Source organism: Achromobacter sp. Marseille-Q0513 (assembly GCF_018195695.1).
Classification (GTDB): Bacteria; Pseudomonadota; Gammaproteobacteria; order Burkholderiales; family Burkholderiaceae_B; genus Achromobacter.
In genome coordinates this window covers 1-17,828 of sequence record NZ_JAGTJY010000038.1, presented here as the reverse complement: position 1 = coordinate 17,828, position 17,828 = coordinate 1, and the positions used below count along the sequence as shown (strand labels likewise).

The 17,828-nt window shown below is 67.2% G+C and carries 17 protein-coding genes; 9 read left to right on the top strand and 8 right to left on the bottom strand.

Features of this window, described 5'->3' with window-relative positions; all coding sequences use genetic code 11:
- Window positions 1-71: 71 nt before the first annotated feature.
- Genes lepA through KDH83_RS10660 form a run of 6 tightly spaced genes read left to right on the top strand, consistent with a single transcriptional unit; the run spans window position 72 to window position 5,926 of the window.
- The gene (gene lepA, locus KDH83_RS10685; RefSeq protein WP_212315291.1) at window positions 72-1,865 is read left to right on the top strand and encodes a translation elongation factor 4; all 1,794 of its coding nucleotides are present in this window, start codon (window positions 72-74) and stop codon (window positions 1,863-1,865) included.
- Window positions 1,866-1,888: 23 nt separating this feature from the next.
- Entirely contained in the window at window positions 1,889-2,773 is an 885-nt protein-coding gene (gene lepB / locus KDH83_RS10680; protein WP_212315283.1) for a signal peptidase I, read from the top strand.
- 2 nt (window positions 2,774-2,775) lie between these two features.
- Entirely contained in the window at window positions 2,776-3,537 is a 762-nt protein-coding gene (gene rnc, locus KDH83_RS10675; RefSeq protein WP_212315281.1) for a ribonuclease III, read from the top strand.
- On the top strand, window positions 3,534-4,424 hold the full coding sequence (era, locus tag KDH83_RS10670) for a GTPase Era (protein ID WP_103273146.1): 891 nt from the start codon (window positions 3,534-3,536) through the stop codon (window positions 4,422-4,424). Before rnc ends, era begins: the two co-directional genes overlap by 4 nt.
- Entirely contained in the window at window positions 4,417-5,004 is a 588-nt protein-coding gene (gene recO / locus KDH83_RS10665; RefSeq protein WP_212315279.1) for a DNA repair protein RecO, read from the top strand. The genes era and recO overlap by 8 nt, the downstream gene beginning before the upstream one ends.
- 13 nt (window positions 5,005-5,017) lie before the next feature.
- Entirely contained in the window at window positions 5,018-5,926 is a 909-nt protein-coding gene (locus KDH83_RS10660; protein ID WP_212315277.1) for a LysR family transcriptional regulator, read from the top strand.
- A gap of 82 nt (window positions 5,927-6,008) precedes the next feature.
- Here the strand turns inward: KDH83_RS10660 and KDH83_RS10655 are convergent, their stop codons facing one another.
- The 7 genes from KDH83_RS10655 to KDH83_RS10625 all read right to left on the bottom strand — a co-directional run bounded on the left by KDH83_RS10655 (window position 6,009) and on the right by KDH83_RS10625 (window position 12,624).
- Window positions 6,009-7,106 (bottom strand): pyridoxal-phosphate dependent enzyme, encoded by a 1,098-nt coding sequence (locus tag KDH83_RS10655; RefSeq protein ID WP_212315274.1) that lies wholly within the window; start codon window positions 7,104-7,106, stop codon window positions 6,009-6,011.
- 3 nt (window positions 7,107-7,109) lie between these two features.
- The gene (locus KDH83_RS10650) at window positions 7,110-8,087 is read right to left on the bottom strand and encodes a succinylglutamate desuccinylase/aspartoacylase family protein (RefSeq protein ID WP_212315271.1); all 978 of its coding nucleotides are present in this window, start codon (window positions 8,085-8,087) and stop codon (window positions 7,110-7,112) included.
- A 34-nt stretch (window positions 8,088-8,121) separates the two neighbouring features.
- Window positions 8,122-9,084, bottom strand: coding sequence for a tripartite tricarboxylate transporter substrate binding protein (locus KDH83_RS10645; protein ID WP_212315268.1), 963 nt, complete (start codon window positions 9,082-9,084; stop codon window positions 8,122-8,124).
- A gap of 192 nt (window positions 9,085-9,276) precedes the next feature.
- Window positions 9,277-9,987, bottom strand: coding sequence for a Bax inhibitor-1/YccA family protein (locus KDH83_RS10640; protein ID WP_212315265.1), 711 nt, complete (start codon window positions 9,985-9,987; stop codon window positions 9,277-9,279).
- 109 nt (window positions 9,988-10,096) lie between these two features.
- Window positions 10,097-10,597 carry a hypothetical protein gene (locus KDH83_RS10635; protein ID WP_212315262.1) on the bottom strand — a complete coding sequence of 167 codons (501 nt, stop codon included), beginning with the start codon at window positions 10,595-10,597 and terminating at the stop codon, window positions 10,097-10,099.
- Window positions 10,598-10,643: 46 nt separating this feature from the next.
- On the bottom strand, window positions 10,644-11,102 hold the full coding sequence (locus KDH83_RS10630) for a DNA polymerase III subunit chi (protein ID WP_212315259.1): 459 nt from the start codon (window positions 11,100-11,102) through the stop codon (window positions 10,644-10,646).
- Window positions 11,103-11,118: 16 nt separating this feature from the next.
- Window positions 11,119-12,624 carry a leucyl aminopeptidase gene (locus KDH83_RS10625; RefSeq protein WP_212315256.1) on the bottom strand — a complete coding sequence of 502 codons (1,506 nt, stop codon included), beginning with the start codon at window positions 12,622-12,624 and terminating at the stop codon, window positions 11,119-11,121.
- Between the two features lie 57 nt (window positions 12,625-12,681).
- Between KDH83_RS10625 and lptF the strand changes: the two genes are divergently transcribed.
- Window positions 12,682-13,794, top strand: a complete 1,113-nt coding sequence (gene lptF, locus KDH83_RS10620) for an LPS export ABC transporter permease LptF (RefSeq protein ID WP_212315253.1) — start codon at window positions 12,682-12,684, stop codon at window positions 13,792-13,794.
- Between the two features lie 20 nt (window positions 13,795-13,814).
- Here lptF and KDH83_RS10615 read toward each other — a convergent pair whose 3' ends face one another.
- Window positions 13,815-14,735: a LysR family transcriptional regulator gene (locus tag KDH83_RS10615; RefSeq protein WP_212315327.1), complete on the bottom strand. Its 921-nt coding sequence runs from the start codon at window positions 14,733-14,735 to the stop codon at window positions 13,815-13,817.
- Window positions 14,736-14,940: 205 nt separating this feature from the next.
- Between KDH83_RS10615 and KDH83_RS10610 the strand changes: the two genes are divergently transcribed.
- Both KDH83_RS10610 and KDH83_RS10605 read left to right on the top strand, forming a co-directional pair.
- Window positions 14,941-16,158 carry an ABC transporter substrate-binding protein gene (locus KDH83_RS10610; protein ID WP_212315248.1) on the top strand — a complete coding sequence of 406 codons (1,218 nt, stop codon included), beginning with the start codon at window positions 14,941-14,943 and terminating at the stop codon, window positions 16,156-16,158.
- A gap of 97 nt (window positions 16,159-16,255) precedes the next feature.
- Window positions 16,256-17,749 carry a CoA-acylating methylmalonate-semialdehyde dehydrogenase gene (locus KDH83_RS10605; RefSeq protein ID WP_103276359.1) on the top strand — a complete coding sequence of 498 codons (1,494 nt, stop codon included), beginning with the start codon at window positions 16,256-16,258 and terminating at the stop codon, window positions 17,747-17,749.
- Window positions 17,750-17,828 lie beyond the last annotated feature (79 nt).

The window sequence follows — 17,828 nt, the reverse complement described above, 5'->3', positions numbered from 1 at the left end:
CCGGCGGCGGTGTCTTCCGGCCAGGCGCTGAGCGTTCTGTGTCGAGTGTTCCGTCCCTTTTAAACTCAAGCATGCAGCATATTCGCAACTTCTCCATCATCGCCCACATCGATCACGGCAAATCGACCCTGGCCGATCGCCTGATCCAACGCTGCGGCGGATTGGCGGATCGCGAAATGTCCGCGCAGGTGCTCGATTCCATGGAAATCGAACGCGAACGCGGCATCACCATCAAGGCCCAGACGGCCGCCCTGCATTACAAGGCGCAGGACGGCAAGGTCTACAACCTGAACCTCATCGACACTCCGGGACACGTCGACTTCTCGTACGAAGTCAGCCGTTCGTTGTCCGCCTGCGAGGGCGCGCTGCTGGTGGTGGACGCCTCCCAAGGGGTCGAGGCGCAGACCGTGGCGAACTGCTACACCGCCATCGAGCTGGGCGTGGAAGTGATGCCGGTGCTGAACAAGATGGACCTGCCGCAGGCCGATCCCGAAGGCGCGCGCCAGGAAGTCGAGGACGTGATCGGCATCGACGCCTCGCAAGCGGTGCTGGCCAGCGCCAAGACCGGCATGGGCATCGACGAGATCCTGGAATCCATCGTGGCCCGCGTGCCGGCGCCCAAGGGGGATCCCGAGGCGCCGCTGCAGGCGCTGATCATCGACTCGTGGTTCGACAACTACGTGGGCGTGGTGATGCTGGTGCGCATCGTCAACGGCATGCTCAAGCCCAAGGACAAGATCCTGCTGATGGCCTCCGGCGCCACCCACCTGTGCGAGCAGACCGGCGTGTTCACGCCGAAGTCGCAGCAGCGTCCGCACCTGTCGGCGGGCGAGGTGGGCTTCATCATCGCCGGCATCAAGCAGCTCGAAGACGCCAAGGTCGGCGACACGGTCACGCTGGCCAACAAGCCGGCGGCCGCGCCGCTGCCGGGCTTCAAGGAAGTCAAGCCGCAGGTGTTCGCCGGCCTGTACCCGGTCGAAAGCTCGGAATACGACCAGCTGCGCGATTCGCTGGACAAGCTCAAGCTGAACGACGCCGCGCTGATGTTCGAGCCGGAAGTGTCGCAGGCGCTGGGCTTTGGCTTCCGCTGCGGCTTCCTGGGCCTGCTGCACATGGAAATCGTGCAGGAGCGCCTGGAGCGCGAATTCGACATGGACATCATCACCACCGCGCCGTCGGTGGTGTACGAAGTCGAGCAGCGCGACGGTTCCATCATCACGGTCGAAAGCCCGTCGCGCATGCCGGAAGTCGGCAAGATCGCCGACATCCGCGAGCCGATCGTGAAGGTCACGCTGTTCATGCCGCAGGACTACGTCGGTCCGGTCATGACCCTGTGCAACAACAAGCGCGGCGTGCAGGTCAACATGAGCTATCACGGCCGCCAGGTGCACCTGGTGTACGAGATCCCGCTGGCCGAGATCGTGCTGGACTTCTTCGACAAGCTCAAGTCGGTGTCGCGTGGCTACGCCTCGATGGACTACGAGTTCCTGGAGTACCGCTCGGCCGACGTGGTGCGCGTGGACCTGCTGATCAACAACGACCGCGTCGACGCGCTGGCCGTGATCGTCCACCGCAGCAACGCCCGCCATCGCGCCCGCGATGTGGTCACGCGCATGCGCGGACTGATTCCGCGCCAGATGTTCGACGTGGTGATCCAGGCCGCCATCGGCGCCGAGATCATTGCGCGCGAGAACGTCAAGGCGCTGCGCAAGAACGTGCTGGCCAAGTGCTATGGCGGCGACATCTCCCGCAAGAAGAAGCTGCTCGAAAAGCAGAAGGCCGGCAAGAAGCGCATGAAGCAGGTCGGTAGCGTCGAGATTCCGCAAGAGGCCTTCCTGGCCATCCTGCAGGTGGAAGACAAATAGAACCCGAATAAGGCGGTTAGCTGATGAGTTGGAACTTTGCCCTGATCCTGTTCGTGCTGCTGGTCCTGACCGGCGCAATCTGGGTGCTCGACCTGGCCGTGCTGCGCCGGGGGCGCGAAAATCGCGCCCAGGCCGCCATGGCCCAATATGACGCGGCCGTTATCGGCGACTCGCAGGAAGCCGAGCGCCTGCGGCGTGAAGCCGGCGACGAGGCGCGGCGCATGCCGTGGTGGATCGAGTACGCGGTCAGCTTCTTTCCCGTGATCCTGTTCGTGTTCATGCTGCGCTCGTTCGTGGTCGAGCCGTTCCGCATTCCGTCGGGTTCGATGCTGCCCACGCTGCAATCCGGCGACCTCATCCTGGTGAACAAATTCAGCTATGGCCTGCGTCTGCCCGTCCTCGACAAGAAGGTCGTCGATATTGGCAAGCCGCAGCGCGGCGACGTGTTCGTGTTCCGCTATCCGGTGGATCCGGACGTGGACTACATCAAGCGCGTGGTCGGCCTGCCGGGCGACGAGATCGCTTACCTGGACAAGAAGCTGTACATCAATGGCGAATTGGTGACGCATGCCCGGGACGGCGACTATTTCGAGCCTGACCGTGTCTCTTATATCGCACAATACAAAGAGAAATTGGGCGACGTTGAGCACAAGATCCTGCTCGATGAAGGAAAAATGCAGGAACTCGGGCCGCAGTATCCGTTTCCCAACCTCGGGAACTGCCAATACAGCCGCAATGGAGTACGCTGCAAAGTACCCGAGGGGCAGTATTTCGCCATGGGCGATAATCGGGACAACAGCGCTGACAGCCGGTATTGGGGCTTCGTTCCAGAAGCCAACATCGTCGGCAAGGCGTTCTTCATCTGGATGAATTTCAGCGATCTGAGCCGCATCGGCCGATTCAACTGATTATGTCGCTAGCCACGCTAGAAAACCGCCTGGATCACCATTTCAGCGATCCGGCTTTGCTCGAACAGGCGCTGACGCATCGCAGCCACGGCGCGCGCCATAACGAGCGGTTGGAATTCCTTGGGGATTCCGTGCTGAATTTCGTCGTGGCCGCCATGCTGTTCGAGCGCTTCGCCAAGATCGACGAGGGCGACCTGTCGCGCCTGCGGGCCAATCTGGTCAAGCAGGCGTCGCTGGCCGATATCGCGCAGAAACTGGAGCTGTCGCAGTATCTGCGCCTGGGCGAGGGTGAATTGAAGAGCGGCGGTTTCCGCCGGCCGTCCATCCTGGCCGATACGGTAGAAGCGCTGTTCGGCGCCGTGTTCCTCGACGCCGGCTTCGACGCCGCGCGGCGCGTGATCGCGCGCCAGTACCAGCCGGTGCTGGCCAGCGTCGATCCCAAGACCCTGGGCAAGGACGCCAAGACCCTGCTGCAGGAATTCCTGCAGGGCCGCAAGATGGCGCTGCCGTTGTACACGGTGGTGGCCACCCACGGCGCGGCCCACAGCCAGCAGTTCGAGGTCGAATGCGCCATTCCGGCGCTGGAAATCAAGGTGACGGCGCCTGGCGCCAGCCGCCGCGCCGCCGAGCAATCGGCGGCCAAGCTGGCGCTGGAGGCCGCGCAGGCCGTCAGCCCGGCCACGAAAGCCGCCCGCAAGTCGGGCAAGGCGCGCAAGACCGCGCAATTGTCGCTGCCCGTGGCAGTGGCTCAAGAGACTAAATGAGCAATACCCCTTTCCGCACCGGTTTCGTCGCCATCGTTGGCCGCCCCAATGTGGGCAAGTCCACGCTGACCAATGCCCTCATCGGCTCCAAGATCTCCATCGTGTCGCGCAAGGCGCAGACCACGCGCCATCGCATACATGGCGTGCTGACCCGCGAGCACGAGCAGTTCGTGTTCGTGGACACGCCCGGGTTCCAGACCCGCCATGGCGGCGCCATGAACCGCATGATGAACCGGGTCGTGACGCAGGCGCTGGCCGACGTGGACGTCGTGGTGCATGTGGTCGAGGCCGGCAAGTGGTCGGAAGGCGATGCCAAGCTGCTGCCGCTGCTGCCTGCGCCCGAGCGCACGATTCTGGTCGTCAGCAAGATCGACGCGCTGAAGAACCGCGACGACCTGTTCGCCTTCGTCAGCAAGATCATGGCGCTGCATCCGTTCGGCGCCGTGGTGCCGGTCAGCGCGACCAAGAACCAGCAGCTGGATCAGCTGCTGCAGGAAATCGCCGCGCGCCTGCCCGAAGGCGAACCGATGTTCGAAGAGGACACGCTGACCGACCGTCCCATGCGCTTCATCGCCGCCGAGCTGGTGCGCGAGAAGATCTTCCGTCTGGTGGGCGATGAACTGCCCTACGGCTGTACCGTGGTTATCGAGCAATGGGAAGAGAACGACAAGGGCGCGCGCATTGCCGCCTGTGTCGTGGTCGAGCGCGACAGCCACAAGCCCATCCTGCTGGGCGCCGGCGGCATGCACATGAAGCGCATCGCCACCGAGGCGCGCCAGGATATCGCCAAGCTGCTCGACAAGACGGTCCACCTCGAGGTCTATATCAAGGTGCGCAAGGGCTGGTCCGATCGCGAAGGCGCGCTGCGCGATCTGGGTTATGAGTAAACGGGCGCCTCGCGTCCAGGACCGCCCAGGATTCATGCTGCACGCCACGGCGTGGCGTGAGACTTCCCTCATCGTTCAAACCTTCTCGCGCGATCATGGCTGTGTGGCCATGGTCGCCAAGGGCGCCAAGCGCCCGTATTCGGTGCTGCGCCCCGTGCTGTCGGCCTTCCAGCCCCTGCTGCTGTCCTGGACCGGCAATGGCGAGGTCAAGACGCTGACCCGCGCGGAAATCATGGGCATACGCCCGCTGGGCGGCACCGCGCTGATGTCCGCCTGGTACATGAACGAGCTGCTGCTGCGCCTGCTGCCGCGCGAAGACGCGCATCCGCTGCTGTACGACGCCTACGACATGGCGTTGCAGCAGCTGTCCGGCGGCACCCGCGCGGCGGGCGCGCTACGCCGCTTTGAATGGACCCTGCTGCGCGAGACCGGCTACGGCGTGGACGAGGATCCGCCCGATTTCGACGACCCTGCCATCGAGCCAGGCTTGCGGCGCGACCTGCGCGAGCGCCTGGCCGAGATCCTGGCGGGGCGGCCGCTGTCCACGCGCCGCGTGCTGCTCGACCTGCAGCGCATCTGAAGCCGGCGGCGCCATGGGGTTCACGCTCAAGCAGGTGGAGACCTTCCGCACGGTCTACGAAACCGAAAGCGTGACCGCCGCGGCCCGACGGCTGGACCTGTCGCCCGCGACCGTCAGCGCCACGCTGGCCGCGCTGGAGGCCAGCATCGAGATGCGCCTGTTCGAGCGCGTGCGCCAGCGCATGCACCGCACGCCCGAAGCCACGCTGCTGTATGAAGAGATCCGGCGCCTGAACGTCGGCCTGGAGAGCCTGGGCCGCAAGATCCGCGCGATACGCGGCTCGGCCCAGCCGCGCCTGCGCGTCGGCTGCATCCATGCCTACAGTGGCGCCATTGTCAGCGATACCATCGCGCGCTTCCGCGTCCGCTATCCCGACACGCCGCTATACCTGCAGATCCGCGATTCCAATACCTTGCGCGACATGGTCGTGTCGGGCGAACTGGACCTGGCCGCCGTGGCCGACGAGTCGGAGCTGGAGGGACTGCGCGGTCATCGCCTGGCCAGTCTCCAGGCGGTGGCGGTGTTTCCCAGGGACCATACGCTGACCCGGCTGGAACAGGTCGAATTCGCGCAGCTGGCCGACGCCGATGTGATCGCGTTGAACGCGGAGGACGCGTCGCGCAAGCGGCTGGATGCCTTGTTGCGGCAGTCCGGGCAGGCGCTGCGCATCAGCATCGAGACGCCGTACTCCAGCACGGTCTGCCAGCTGGCGTTGGCCGGCCACGGCGTGGGCATCGCCAATCCGGCCACGGCCGTGGGCATGGAAGCCGCTGGGCTGGCCTTCCGGCCGCTGGCCGCGCCGGTGCATTTCGAATGCCACATGATCCTGCACGGCAGCCGGCCGCTGTCGGAGGCCGGCAAGTTCTGGGCGACCTGCCTGCGCGCCGCGCTGGCGCCCTTGACGGAGCGCTACGGCGTCTAGCGCCTGGCGATGCGGGCCCGGCGGTGCGCGGGCGAGCCATCGCGAATACGTGTGCACGCCATCGCGCGCGGGCCCGCTGGACTCAGCCGCGCCGGCCGTCCGAAGTCAGGATCAGCACGACCGACGACTCGGCGTCGAGCATGCCCGAGCGTCGCAGCCGCGTGACGGCCGCCAGCGCCGCCGCCGAGGACAGCTCCGTGGCCAGCCCCATCCGTTCCAGCCGCTGCTGCGCCTGGGCCGCCGCGGCATCGGACACATCCACGGGCAGTCCGCCTGAACGCGCCAGCGCCTGCAGCGATTGCAGCGTGGTGGTGCCGCCGGCGATGGAATATTGGTCCGTGCCCGCTTCCCACAGCCCGCGCGCGTCCCCGGTCTGCAGGGCGCGCGACAGGCGTGCATAGGGCTCCACCGCGTGCATGCGCGGCAGTCGCGGAATCAGTCCCTGCCTGTGCAGCTCCTGCCAACCCAGCAGCACGCCCCACAGCAGATCGCCGCGCGCGGTGGGCACGATGACATCCGTGGGCAGGCCGCAATGGTCGAAGATCTCCCGCGCAATCGGCTTGTAGCCTTCCACGCCATAGGCATGGGTGCCCGTGGGCGGGTTCAGGTAGTTGGTGCCGGCGAAGGCGCCTTGTTCGCGGCATAGCTGGGCCACGTGCGGCCAGCGGGCCAGGCTGTCGTCGAACGCGGTGAGATGGGCGCCGAAACGCTGCATGGCCTCGCGCTGCAGCGTCGGGCAGTTGCGGGTGATGGCGATCTCGGCCTGCAGGCCGGCGGCGGCGCAGTAGGCGGCCAGGGAAACGCCCGCATTGCCGCTGGACGCGGCCGCCACGCGGGTAGCGCCGGCCAGCCTGGCGCGCGACACGAGCTGGGCCGCCATGCGGTCCTTGTGGCTGCCGGTGGGATTGGCGCTCTCGCATTTGAGCCACAGCCTGCCCACGCCTTCCGCCTGGGCCAGGACGGACGACTCCAGGCAGGGCGTGCCGCCTTCGCCCAGCGTGATCGGATGCAGCACCGGCAAGGGCATCACACTCGATGTCGACGGCGTGTAGACGCATTCCAGCGAGGCCGGATGACCGGCTTCGAGGCAGGACGGGCAGCCTTCGGGATAGTCGCCCGGGGGAAACAGCGTCGTGCAGCGGATGCAGCGCAGGCCGGATAAAGCGGGATTCATCAGCATGGGTCAGTACAGCGAGGAAAGGGAGTCCAGGGGCAACGCCGGCGCCGCCTGCAACAGGCAGTCGCCGTCATCGCTGCGGGCGATGGCGCGCAGGCACAGCACCGTGCCCGCTTGCGGGCTGAGCAGGGTGTGCGCTGGCATGTCGGGGCGTGCGGGTTCGATCAGCCGGCCCACGCGCTGACGCGCGGAGATACGCTGGCCAAGCTCGACGCCTGGAATGAAGACGCCGGGCCCGTGCGCGCGCAAGGTCGCGGCGGGGGCGTCAAGGTCGTACAGGGCCGGCGGATCCGGGCGCGCGAGTTCACGGTCCAGCAGGCCCAGCTCGTTCAGGCAGCCGAGCAGGCCTTCACGGCAGCGATCGACCAGCGCCTGGCCGGTTTCGGCGCCGCCGCCGATTTCCGCGCTCAGCCTCAGCACGCCGTGACGGCTGGCGGCGGCCGGCATGGAACCGGCTTCCGTGCCGCGAAAGAAGATGCAATGAGGCAGGCCGAAGGCGCGTGCCAGCGCCGGCAGGCGCGGATCGAGCGCGTCCTGGCCATAACGCGTGATCACCGAGGACGGCAGGTAGCGCAGCGATGCGCCGCCGCTGTGCACGTCCACCAGCGCCTGTACGCGCGGCAGCAGTTTCGCCTCCAGGGCGGCCGCCACGCTTTCGGTGTAGCCGCGCGCAGGGTGGCCGAGGAACGCTCGATTGAGATTGCCGCCGTCGTTGGGCGACAGGCGGCGACCAGCCAGCGAGGCTTCGGCGTTGGCGGCGGGCAGCAGATAGACCGTGCCGCGGTTCAGGATCCCGGGCAATTGATGCCAGAGTTCCAGGATCGCGGCCTGGCCTTCCCATTCGTCGCCATGCACGCCGGCCATCAGCGCGACGGCGGGGCCGGGGCCGGCGTCGATGCGCAGCACCGGCACCGTGACGCGGCGATAGGCGGATTCATCGGTCGCGGCCGCGCACGAAAAGTCCTCGCGGGTCACTGTGGTCATGCGGGGGCTCCTGTCGTCATCGGGCGTTGCATGGTCAGTCGAGCGTGGTGCCCGCGGCCTTGATGATGTTCTCCCATCGGGGCAGTTCCTTCTTGATCTGGGCTTGCACGTCCTGCGGCGCGCCGCCCAGCGGTTCCTGCGAGCGGCTGCGCAATTCGCGGACCACGCCGTCGGCGCGCAGGGCCTGGTTGAGCGCGTCGTTGAGCCGGGTCAGCACGGCGGGCGGCGTGCCGGCCGGCGCCACCAGCGCGCTCCAGGCGGATTGCTCGTAGTCCGGGTAGCCTTGCTCGGCCACGGTAGGCACGTCGGGATTGGAGGCCGCACGCTGCCGGGTGGTGACGGCCAGCGCGCGCAGGCGTCCGTCCTTCAGGTTGCCGATCAGGGGCGGCAGGTTCTCCATCATCGAATCGACGTGTCCGCCCAGCAGGTCCGACAGCTGCGCCGCCGTGGCCTTGTACGGAATCTGGCGCACTGCCGCGCCCGTTTGCGCGACGAACAGCTTGACGCCGACTTCGCTGGTGGTGCCGGGGTCCGCCGAGGTCATGGTCAGCTTGTCGGGTTGGGCGCGGCTGGCGTCGATGAAGCTCTTCAGGTCGCGGTAGGGCGATGCGGCGTTGACCACGATGACGTTGGGCGTCTCGGTGACCAGGCCGATGGGCGCCAGGTCGCGGTCCAGATCGTAGAGCTGTTGCTTGAACAGGTAGCGATGCAGGACCAGCGTGCCGACGTGGGCGTAGCCGATGGTATAGCCGTCGGCGGGGGCGCGCACCAAGGCCTGGGTGCCGATGCGGCCGCCGGCGCCGACGCGGTTTTCGACCACCACGGGCTGGCCCAGCAGCTTGCTCATTTCCTGGCCGACCAGACGGGCGGTGATGTCGGCATTGCCGCCGGCGGCGGCGGGCACGATCAGCGTGATCGCGCGCTCGGGATACCCGGCCGCCGCGGACTGGGCGGCCAGGCAAAGAAGCAGGGCGGCAAGGCCGGCTGCGCGTTTCATGACGATTCCCCTTGATGTTTTGTTGGTGGCGTCATTGTGGAGCGCGAGCCTGCCGGAGATGTTCGGGGTTTTGATATTGTTGTTCTCTTTTTTCGAATACCTGCGCGGGCGCGAGGCCAGGCTCAGTCCGCGCGCGGACGAAAAAAAGGCCTGCATCGCAATGCAGGCCTTGGTTGGGATCAGGCGCAGCCGTTATTCGCGGTTGCCGCCGAAGATGCCCAGCAGCATCAGCAGGTTCGAGAAGACGTTGTACACGTCCAGGTAGATGGCCAGCGTGGCGGAAACGTAGTTGGTTTCGCCGCCGTTGACCACGCGCTGCAGGTCCACCAGCATGAAGGCCGAGAAGATCACGATGGCCATCACGGAGATGGTCAGCATCAGCGCGGGCAGCTGCAGGAAGATGTTGGCCAGCGCGGCGACCAGGATGACCACGGCGCCCATGAACAGGAACTTCTGCATGCCCGACAGATCGCGCTTGATGGTCGTGGCCAGCGTGGCCATGGTGCCGAACACGATCGCGGTGCCGCCGAAGGCCGTCATGACCAGCTGCGAGCCGTTGCTCATGCCCATCACGAAGCCCAGCAGGCGCGACAGCATGACGCCCATGAAGAACGTGAAGGCCAGCAGCAGGACCACGCCGAGCGAGTTGTTCTTGTTCTTCTCGATGGCGAACATCATGCCGAAGGCGCCCACCAGGAAGACGATGGCCGACAGGCCGGGGCTGGCGCCCATGACGCGGTTGATGCCGGTATAGAGGCCGACGGCCGCGCCCAGCACGGTCGGGATCAGCGACAGGGCCAAGAGCCAGTACGTATTGCGCAGGACCTTGTTGCGGACGACTTCGCCCGGCGCGCCGGCGAGCTCGCCAGAACGGTTAAAAGGGGACGGACGATATTCGTTCATGGAAAAACTCCTGTGTGCGGCAAAAAGGGATTGCCTCGAATGCTTAGATGCAAAGGATACCTTACAGTTCCCTTAAGAATCCAGTCAGGCGTGGAACGCCGAAGCGGCATCAGCCCCGGCGGACTTCGCGCAGCACCCGGTCGACGATCGCGGGCAGCTCGGCGTCCATGCGGGCCTGCAGATGCGCCACCGCATCGGCCAGGGCGGCCCGCATCAGTTGCTCGACTTCAGCCTGCAGCCGGGCGGCCAGCACCGAGGCCTCGGGGGACGCCACGGCGGGCGTATCGTCGTCGACGGCCTGGAAGGGGGCGGATGCAGGCATCGTCCAGGGCGCGGCAGGCTGGGCAGCCGAGGTGGCCGGCGCGGCGGCGACAGGCGTCGCAGGGGCTGGCGCCACGTAGACAGACGGCACCGAGACAGGCGCCACCGGGACGGGCGCGGGCGGCGCAGGATCCGGGGCGATCTCGGTCAGCACGGGAAAGGCGTCGTCGTCGCCGACAGGCGCGGCGGGCGGCCGTGGCGGCTCCACGGGCGCCGGCGCGTCGTCATGCGGCGGTCCGACCCGCTGGGTGAGGGTAGGGATGCCGGGGTCGTAGGAATGGGGGGGCATGGAGACTCCCGATGGCGAAAATGCCTGGGCCGCCGCGAGCGGCGGCTCAGGCGTCTGGCAGGCGGCTGAGATCGTGGCTGTGCGGAGCGTGGCCCGCGTTCTGGTAGACGCGCCAGCGCTGGCGCGCGGCCTGCTTGTCATCGGGCTCGTCGGAGACGATTTCCAGCAGGCGTTCGAAGCCCTCGAAACCGGGCGGGCACTCGTCGTCCAGGTTGAGCAGCCAGGGTTGCGGCTGGCCCGCCTGGACCAGTTTTTCCGACGCCTTGAGCGGATCGGACGCGGTCAGCACCACGGGCGTATCGGCGGCCAGCGGGTCATTGGCCAATACATGAGGCACGAAGGAGATATCGTCGAAGGCCCAGAGCATGCGGTCGAAGGACGCCAGCCGGGAGCCGTCGCGGCAATACACCACCAGGCGCTGGCCCGCCAGGTAGCGCTTGCGCGCCACCTGGCAGGCCGTGCGCAGGCGGTCTGGCGCGCCGAAGGCGAAATCGATGCGCGTCATGCCCATTCCTGGCCGCTCAAGCCTGGTCCAGCAGGAACTGCATCAGCAGCGGCACGGGACGGCCGGTGGAACCCTTGTCCTTGCCGCCCTTCCAGGCGGTGCCGGCGATGTCCAGGTGCGCCCAGCGGTAGGCCTTGGTGAAGCGCGACAGGAAGCACGCCGCCGTGACCGCGCCGGCCGGGGGGCCGCCGATGTTGGCGATGTCGGCGAAGTTGGACTTGAGCTGGTCCTGGTAGGCGTCGTCCATCGGCAGGCGCCATGCGGTGTCCAGGGCCTGGCGGCCGGCGGCGGCCAGGGCCTCGGCCAGTGCGTCGTCCTTGGAGAACAGACCCGTGTTGACGTGGCCCAGCGCCACCACGCAGGCGCCGGTGAGGGTGGCGATGTCGATGACCGTCGAGGGCTTGAAGCGCTCGGCGTAGGTCAGCGCGTCGCACAGCACCAGGCGGCCTTCGGCGTCGGTGTTGAGGATCTCGATGGTCTGGCCCGACATGCTGGTGACCACGTCGCCGGGCTTGTTGGCCTTGCCGCTGGGCAGGTTCTCGCAGGCCGGGATCAGGCCGACCACGTCCAGCGGCAGTTCCAGTTCGGCCAGGGCGCGGAACGAGCCCAGCACGCTGGCGGCGCCGCCCATGTCGTACTTCATTTCGTCCATGGTGGCAGCCGGCTTGAGCGAGATGCCGCCGGCGTCGAACGTGATGCCCTTGCCGACCAGCACGATCGGGCCGTCGCCGGCCTTGGCGCCCTTCTTGGCCGGCTTGCCGGCGTGGCGCAGCACGATGAAGCGCAGCGGTTCATCGGAGCCGCGGGCCACGGACAGGAACGAGCCCATGCCCAGGGCCTCGACCTGCTTCTTGTCCAGCACCTCGACCTTCAGCGACTTGAATTCGCGGGCCAGGCGCTTGGCGGTCTCGCCCAGGTAGGTGGGCGTGCAGATATTGCCGGGCAGGTTGCCCAGGTCGCGCGTCAGCGACATGCCGTTGGCGATGGCGGCGCCTTCGCGCAGGCCCTTCTGGGCCTGGGCGGCATCCGCACGTTCGACGACCTGGATGATCTTCTTGAGCTTGGGACGAGCGTCGCGGTCGGGCTTGCCGAAGCTGGCGTCGTAGTGATAGGTGGCGGCGCCGGCGGCGATGGCGGCGCTGCGGGCGCGAGCGATGACGGGCACGTCGGCGACAGGGTTGGCCATCAGGGTCGACACGCCTTCGGTCAGTTGGGCGGCCACGCAGGCCTGGGCGAAGGCCTGCTCGGCGGCGGCATGGGCGCGGGCCGAGTATTCATCCTGCTTGCCCAGGCCCACCAGCACCACGCGCTGCGCCGTGACGCCGGGCAGGTTGCGCAGCGTCAGCGTGGCGCCGGCGCGGCCGCGGAATTCGGTCTTGGCCACCGCCCGCACGGCGCCGTTCGCGGCGCGGTCGATCAGGTCGGCGGCCGGGCTCAGCACGCCGTCCGCGAAGACGCCGATGGCCAGCGCGGCGGTTTTGATCTGGTGCAGGGAAGCGGTGGTCTGTGTGCTAAATTCCATGAGGGTTTCCCGTGTACGTCTGTGTATGATGCGGTCGATTATCCCGCATATTCTCCCATGTCTCTATTCAAACGCTCTGTCGTCAGCGAGATCACCAGTCACGCTGGCGTTGTCTTTTCCACGTTGCTCGTCGTGTGGCTCAGCGTGCTCCTGGTGCGCTTGCTCGGCGAGGCGGCCGGGGGCAACATCGGGGCGGACGTGGTGCTGGTGCTGGCGGCGCTGTCCACCATCACGGCGCTGCCCACCATCCTGGCGGTCTCGGTCTTCATCGCGGTGCTCACCACTGTGACGCGCAACTATCGCGAATCCGAGATGGTCGTGTGGTTCGCCAGCGGCCTGTCGCTGGCCGACTGGTTCAAGCCCGTGCTGCGCGTGGCCATTCCCGTGGCCATCGCCGTGGCCGGCCTGACCCTGTTCGCCGCGCCCTGGGCCTATCGCCAGATCGGCGAATACCACCAGCGCTTCGAACAGCGTTCCGATTTGTCCAAGGTCACGGCCGGCCAGTTCGCCGAATCGGCCGGCGGCGACCGCGTGTTCTTCGCCGAAGACCCCGCCCAGCCCACCGACGAGCTCGGCAACGTGTTCGCGCGCGAAACCGGCCCGGAATGGCTCAGCGTGCTGAGCGCCAGCAGCGCCCACAGCGAGACCCTGCCCAACGGCGACCGCTTCCTGGTGCTGGGCGCCGGCCACCGCTATGACCTCAAGCCGGGCACGCCGGAGATCCGGCTGGTCAATTTCGAGAAGTACGGGCTGCGCCTGGAAAGCAAGGCCGGCGGCGATCCGATGGCCGAGGCGCGCGCGGCGGCCGAGCGTTCCGCCAAGGCGCGCACCACCGGGCAGCTCATGGCCGACAATACCGACAGCAGCTGGTCGCAGGTCATGTGGCGCGTGTCGCTGCCGCTGGCGGCCCTGAACCTGGCGCTGCTGGCCATTCCGCTGGGGGCGGTCAATCCGCGCCTGGGGCGTTCGGGCGACATCCTGATCGCCGGCCTGGTGGGCCTGCTCTACATGAACCTCATGAACCTGTCGCGGGCCTGGATCGCCAACGGCAAGCTCAGCTTCGGCGTGGGCGTCTGGGCGATTCACGGCCTGGTGGCGCTGCTGACGTTCTTCCTGCTGATGCGCCGGCTGCGGGTGAAGGCGCCGCGCAACAGCCCCGCGGCTTCCTGAGGCCCCGGCGGCTGCCTGCCCTAGGGCAGGTAGCGCAGGGCGTTGTGCGTGCCGGCCAGCAGGCCGGCATTGCGCAGCGCCGATTTGCGGATGAACTCCCACAGCACGTTGACGCGCTTGAGCTTGCGCAGGTCCTCGTGGCAGTACATCCAGAACGAACGCGTGATCTCCACTTCCTGTTCCAGCACCGGCCTGAGCCGGGGATCCTGGGCGGCGATGAAGCAGGGCAGGATGGCCAGCGACTGGCCCTGCAGCGCAGCGTGGTACTGAGCGACCACGCTGGTGCTGCGCAGGACCACCTTGCTGGCCGGCAGCAGGTCTTCCAGGTAGCGCAGCCGTTCGCTGAACAGCAGTTCGTCCACATAGCCGATGAAGGTGTGGTCCGCCAGGTCTGCCTGTGAGCGGATGGGCGGATGGCGCGCCAGATAGCCGGGCGTGCCGTACAGCCGCAACGTGTAGTCGCACAGCTTGCTGCAGACATAGGGACCGCGCTGCGGCCGCTCGATGGTGATGGCCAGGTCGGCTTCGCGCTTGGACAGGCTGACGAAGCGCGGCACCGGCAGGATATCCAGCGTGATGTGCGGATAGCGGCGCTGGAAGTCCGCCGCCAGTGGCGTCAACACATAGCTGCCGAAGCCCTCGGTCGCGCCGATGCGCAGGTGTCCCGACAGCGCCTGGCCGATGCCGGACAGGTTTTCGCGGGCGCTGTGCACCGCGCTTTCCATTTGCTCGGCATGCACGAACAGGCGCTGGCCGTCCTCGGTCAGCACGAAGCCGGCGCCGCGTGATTTCTCGAACAGCAGCGTGTCCAGCTCCGCCTCCAGCGCGCGGATGCGGCGCGACACCGTGGTGTGCTCCACGCCCAGCTTGCGCGCGGCGGCGCTGGCGCGCTGGGTGCGCGCCACTTCCAGAAAGTACCTGAGACTGTCCCAATCCAGCATGTCGCCGCGCTCCCGGCAGGCATGGAAACCCTGGTTTTCATGCCCGGTATCGATGTGCATTGATGCACAAGTAATGTGCATTTCTAGTGTTGCTTGTTGATTTTCACACATCTACACTGGGTCGGCAGGCCCTGGGGGTTGATGCCGCCCGGGCCGCAGGCCGCACAGACGGCGCACAACGCATAACAACTCAGGAGACAAATCCATGAAATCGCATGCACGCGGGCTGGCCGCAGGACTGTGTCTGGGCGCCGTTCTGACGGCACAGGCGCTGGCCGCGGACAAGCCGCCAGTGAAGATCGGTATCTTGACCGACATGTCGGGCACCTATGCCGGCATGGGCGGACCGGGTTCGGTGGCGGCGGCGCAATTGGCCATCGACGACTGCCTGGCCGCGGAATGCAAGGGCATGAAGATCGAGCTGGTGTCGGCCGACAACCAGAACAAGGCCGACGTGGGCGCCGCCCGCGCGCGTGAATGGTTCGACCGCGACGGCGTCACCGCCATCGCCGACCTGACCAACTCCGCCGTCGCCCTGGCGGTGCAGGGCATCGCCCGCGAGAAGAACAAGGTGGTGATGTTCTCGGGTCCGGCCACCACGGCGCTGACCAACAAGGAATGCTCGCCGCTGGGCTTTCACTGGATGTTCGACACCTATTCGCAGTCGGCCGGCGGCGCCAAGGCCACGGTGAAGGCGGGCGGCAAGTCCTGGTTCTTCGTCACAGTGGACTACGCGTTCGGCCATTCCCTGGAAGCCGACACCGCCAAGGCCGTGCAGGCCCTGGGCGGCACGGTCGCGGGCAGCGTGCGCCATCCGCTGAACGCACCGGACTTCGCGTCCTATCTGTTGCAGGCGCAGAGCTCCAAGGCGCAGGTGGTGGCACTGGCCAACGGCGGCCAGGACACGGTCAACGCGGTCAAGCAGGCGGGCGAGTTCGGCATCGTGGCGGGCGGGCAGCGGCTGGTGTCGCTGCTGATCTTCCTGTCCGACCTGCGCGCGCTGGGGCTGGACACCGCCCAGGGCCTGTCCTACGTGGACGGCTTCTACTGGGACTATGACGACGCCACGCGCCAGTGGTCGGGACGCTTCGAGAAGGCCTTCCGCGGCCTGAAGCCGACCATGACCCAGGCAGGCGTGTATTCCAGCGTGCTGCACTACCTGCGCGCGGTGGCCGCCAGCGGCAGCACCGACGGCAAGGTGGTGGCCGACAAGATGCGCGAGCTGCCCATCAAGGATCCGATCATGCGCAACGCCTCGATCCGCCCGGACGGCCGCGTGATCCACGATATGTACCTGTACGAAGTGAAGAAGCCGTCCGAATCCAAGGGCGGCTGGGATTATTCCAAGCTGGTGGCGACCATTCCGGCCGCCGAGGCCTTCCAGCCGCTGGCCGATTCGGCCTGCCCGCTGGTCCAGAAGTAAACCGCGCGCCGGGCGCGGGCCTGGCGGCCCGCGTCCGGCGCAATGATTCATGAACGCGGATCCGATCCGCAACGACAAGCAGTCCGAGGAGCATCAAATGAGTGAAGTCCCCCACGTTCCGCTAATGATCGGCGGCAAGCTCGTGCAGTCCAAGACCACTGAATGGCGGGACGTGATCAATCCTGCCACGCAGGAAGTCGTCGCCAAGGTGCCCTTCGCCACGCGCGAGGAACTGGACCTGGCGGTGGCCAATTCCAAGGAAGCGTTCAAGACCTGGCGCAACGCCGGGCAGGGCGCGCGCATGCGCGTCATGCTGAAGTTCCAGGACCTGCTGCGCGCCAATACCGCCAAGCTGGCCGAGATGATCACGCGCGAGCACGGCAAGACGCTGCCGGACGCCGAGGGCGAAGTCGGCCGCGGCCTGGAAGTGGTCGAGCACGCCTGCTCGATCGCCAACCTGCAGCTGGGCGAATACGCCGAGAACGCCGCCACCGGCATCGACGTCTACACGCTGATCCAGCCGCTGGGCGTGTGCGCCGGCATCACCGCGTTCAACTTCCCGGTGATGCTGCCCTGCTTCATGTTCCCCATCGCCGTGGCCTGCGGCAACACCTTCGTGCTCAAGCCGTCCGAACAGGATCCGACCTCGTCGCTGTTCCTGGCTGAGCTGGCGCTGGAAGCCGGCCTGCCGCCGGGCGTGCTGAACGTGGTCCATGGCGGTCCGGATATCGCCAACGGCCTGTGCGAGCATCCCGACATCAAGGCGGTGTCCTTCATCGGCTCGACCCGCGTCGGCACCGAGATCTACAACCGCGCCTCTGCCGCTGGCAAGCGTTGCCAGTCGATGATGGGCGCCAAGAACCACTGCGTGGTCCTGCCCGACGCCGATCCGGACGTGGCGCTGAACCAGCTGCTGGGCGCTGCCTTCGGCGCCGCCGGTCAGCGCTGCATGGCCTCGTCCGTGGCCGTGCTGGTGGGTGACGCGCGCAACTGGCTGCCCGACTTCGTCGAGCGCGCCAAGAAGCTCAAGGTCAATTCCGGCACCGACCGCCAGGCCGACCTGGGTCCGCTGGTCTCGCCCAACGCCAGGAAGCGCGTCGAAAGCCTGATCCAGAAGGGCGTGGACGAAGGCGCCAAGCTGCTGCTGGATGGCCGCAACGTCAAGGTCGCGGGCTTCGAGCAAGGCAACTTCGTCGGCCCGACGATCTTTGATGGCGTGAAGGAAAACATGACCATCTACACCGAGGAGATCTTCGGCCCGGTGCTGTGCGTGGTCGGCGTGGAAACGCTGGAGGACGCGGTCGAGTTCATCAACCGCAACCCCAACGGCAACGGCGTGGCGCTGTTCACCCAGGACGGCGGCGCGGCGCGCTACTTCCAGAACAACATCGACGTCGGCCAGGTGGGTATCAACGTGCCGATCCCCGTGCCGGTGGCCTGGTTCAGCTTCACCGGCTCGCGCGCGTCGAAGCTGGGCGACCTGGGCCCCAACGGCAAGCAGGCGGTGCAGTTCTGGACGCAGACCAAGACCGTCACGGCCCGCTGGTCGGCGCACACCAAGAGCGTCAATACGACGATCAGCATGCGCTGAGGACTGTCCCCCCGAAGCGCTGCGCGCTTCCCCCAGGGGCGCCACTGCGGACCGGAGGGGAGGGCCCACCCCCGAAGCG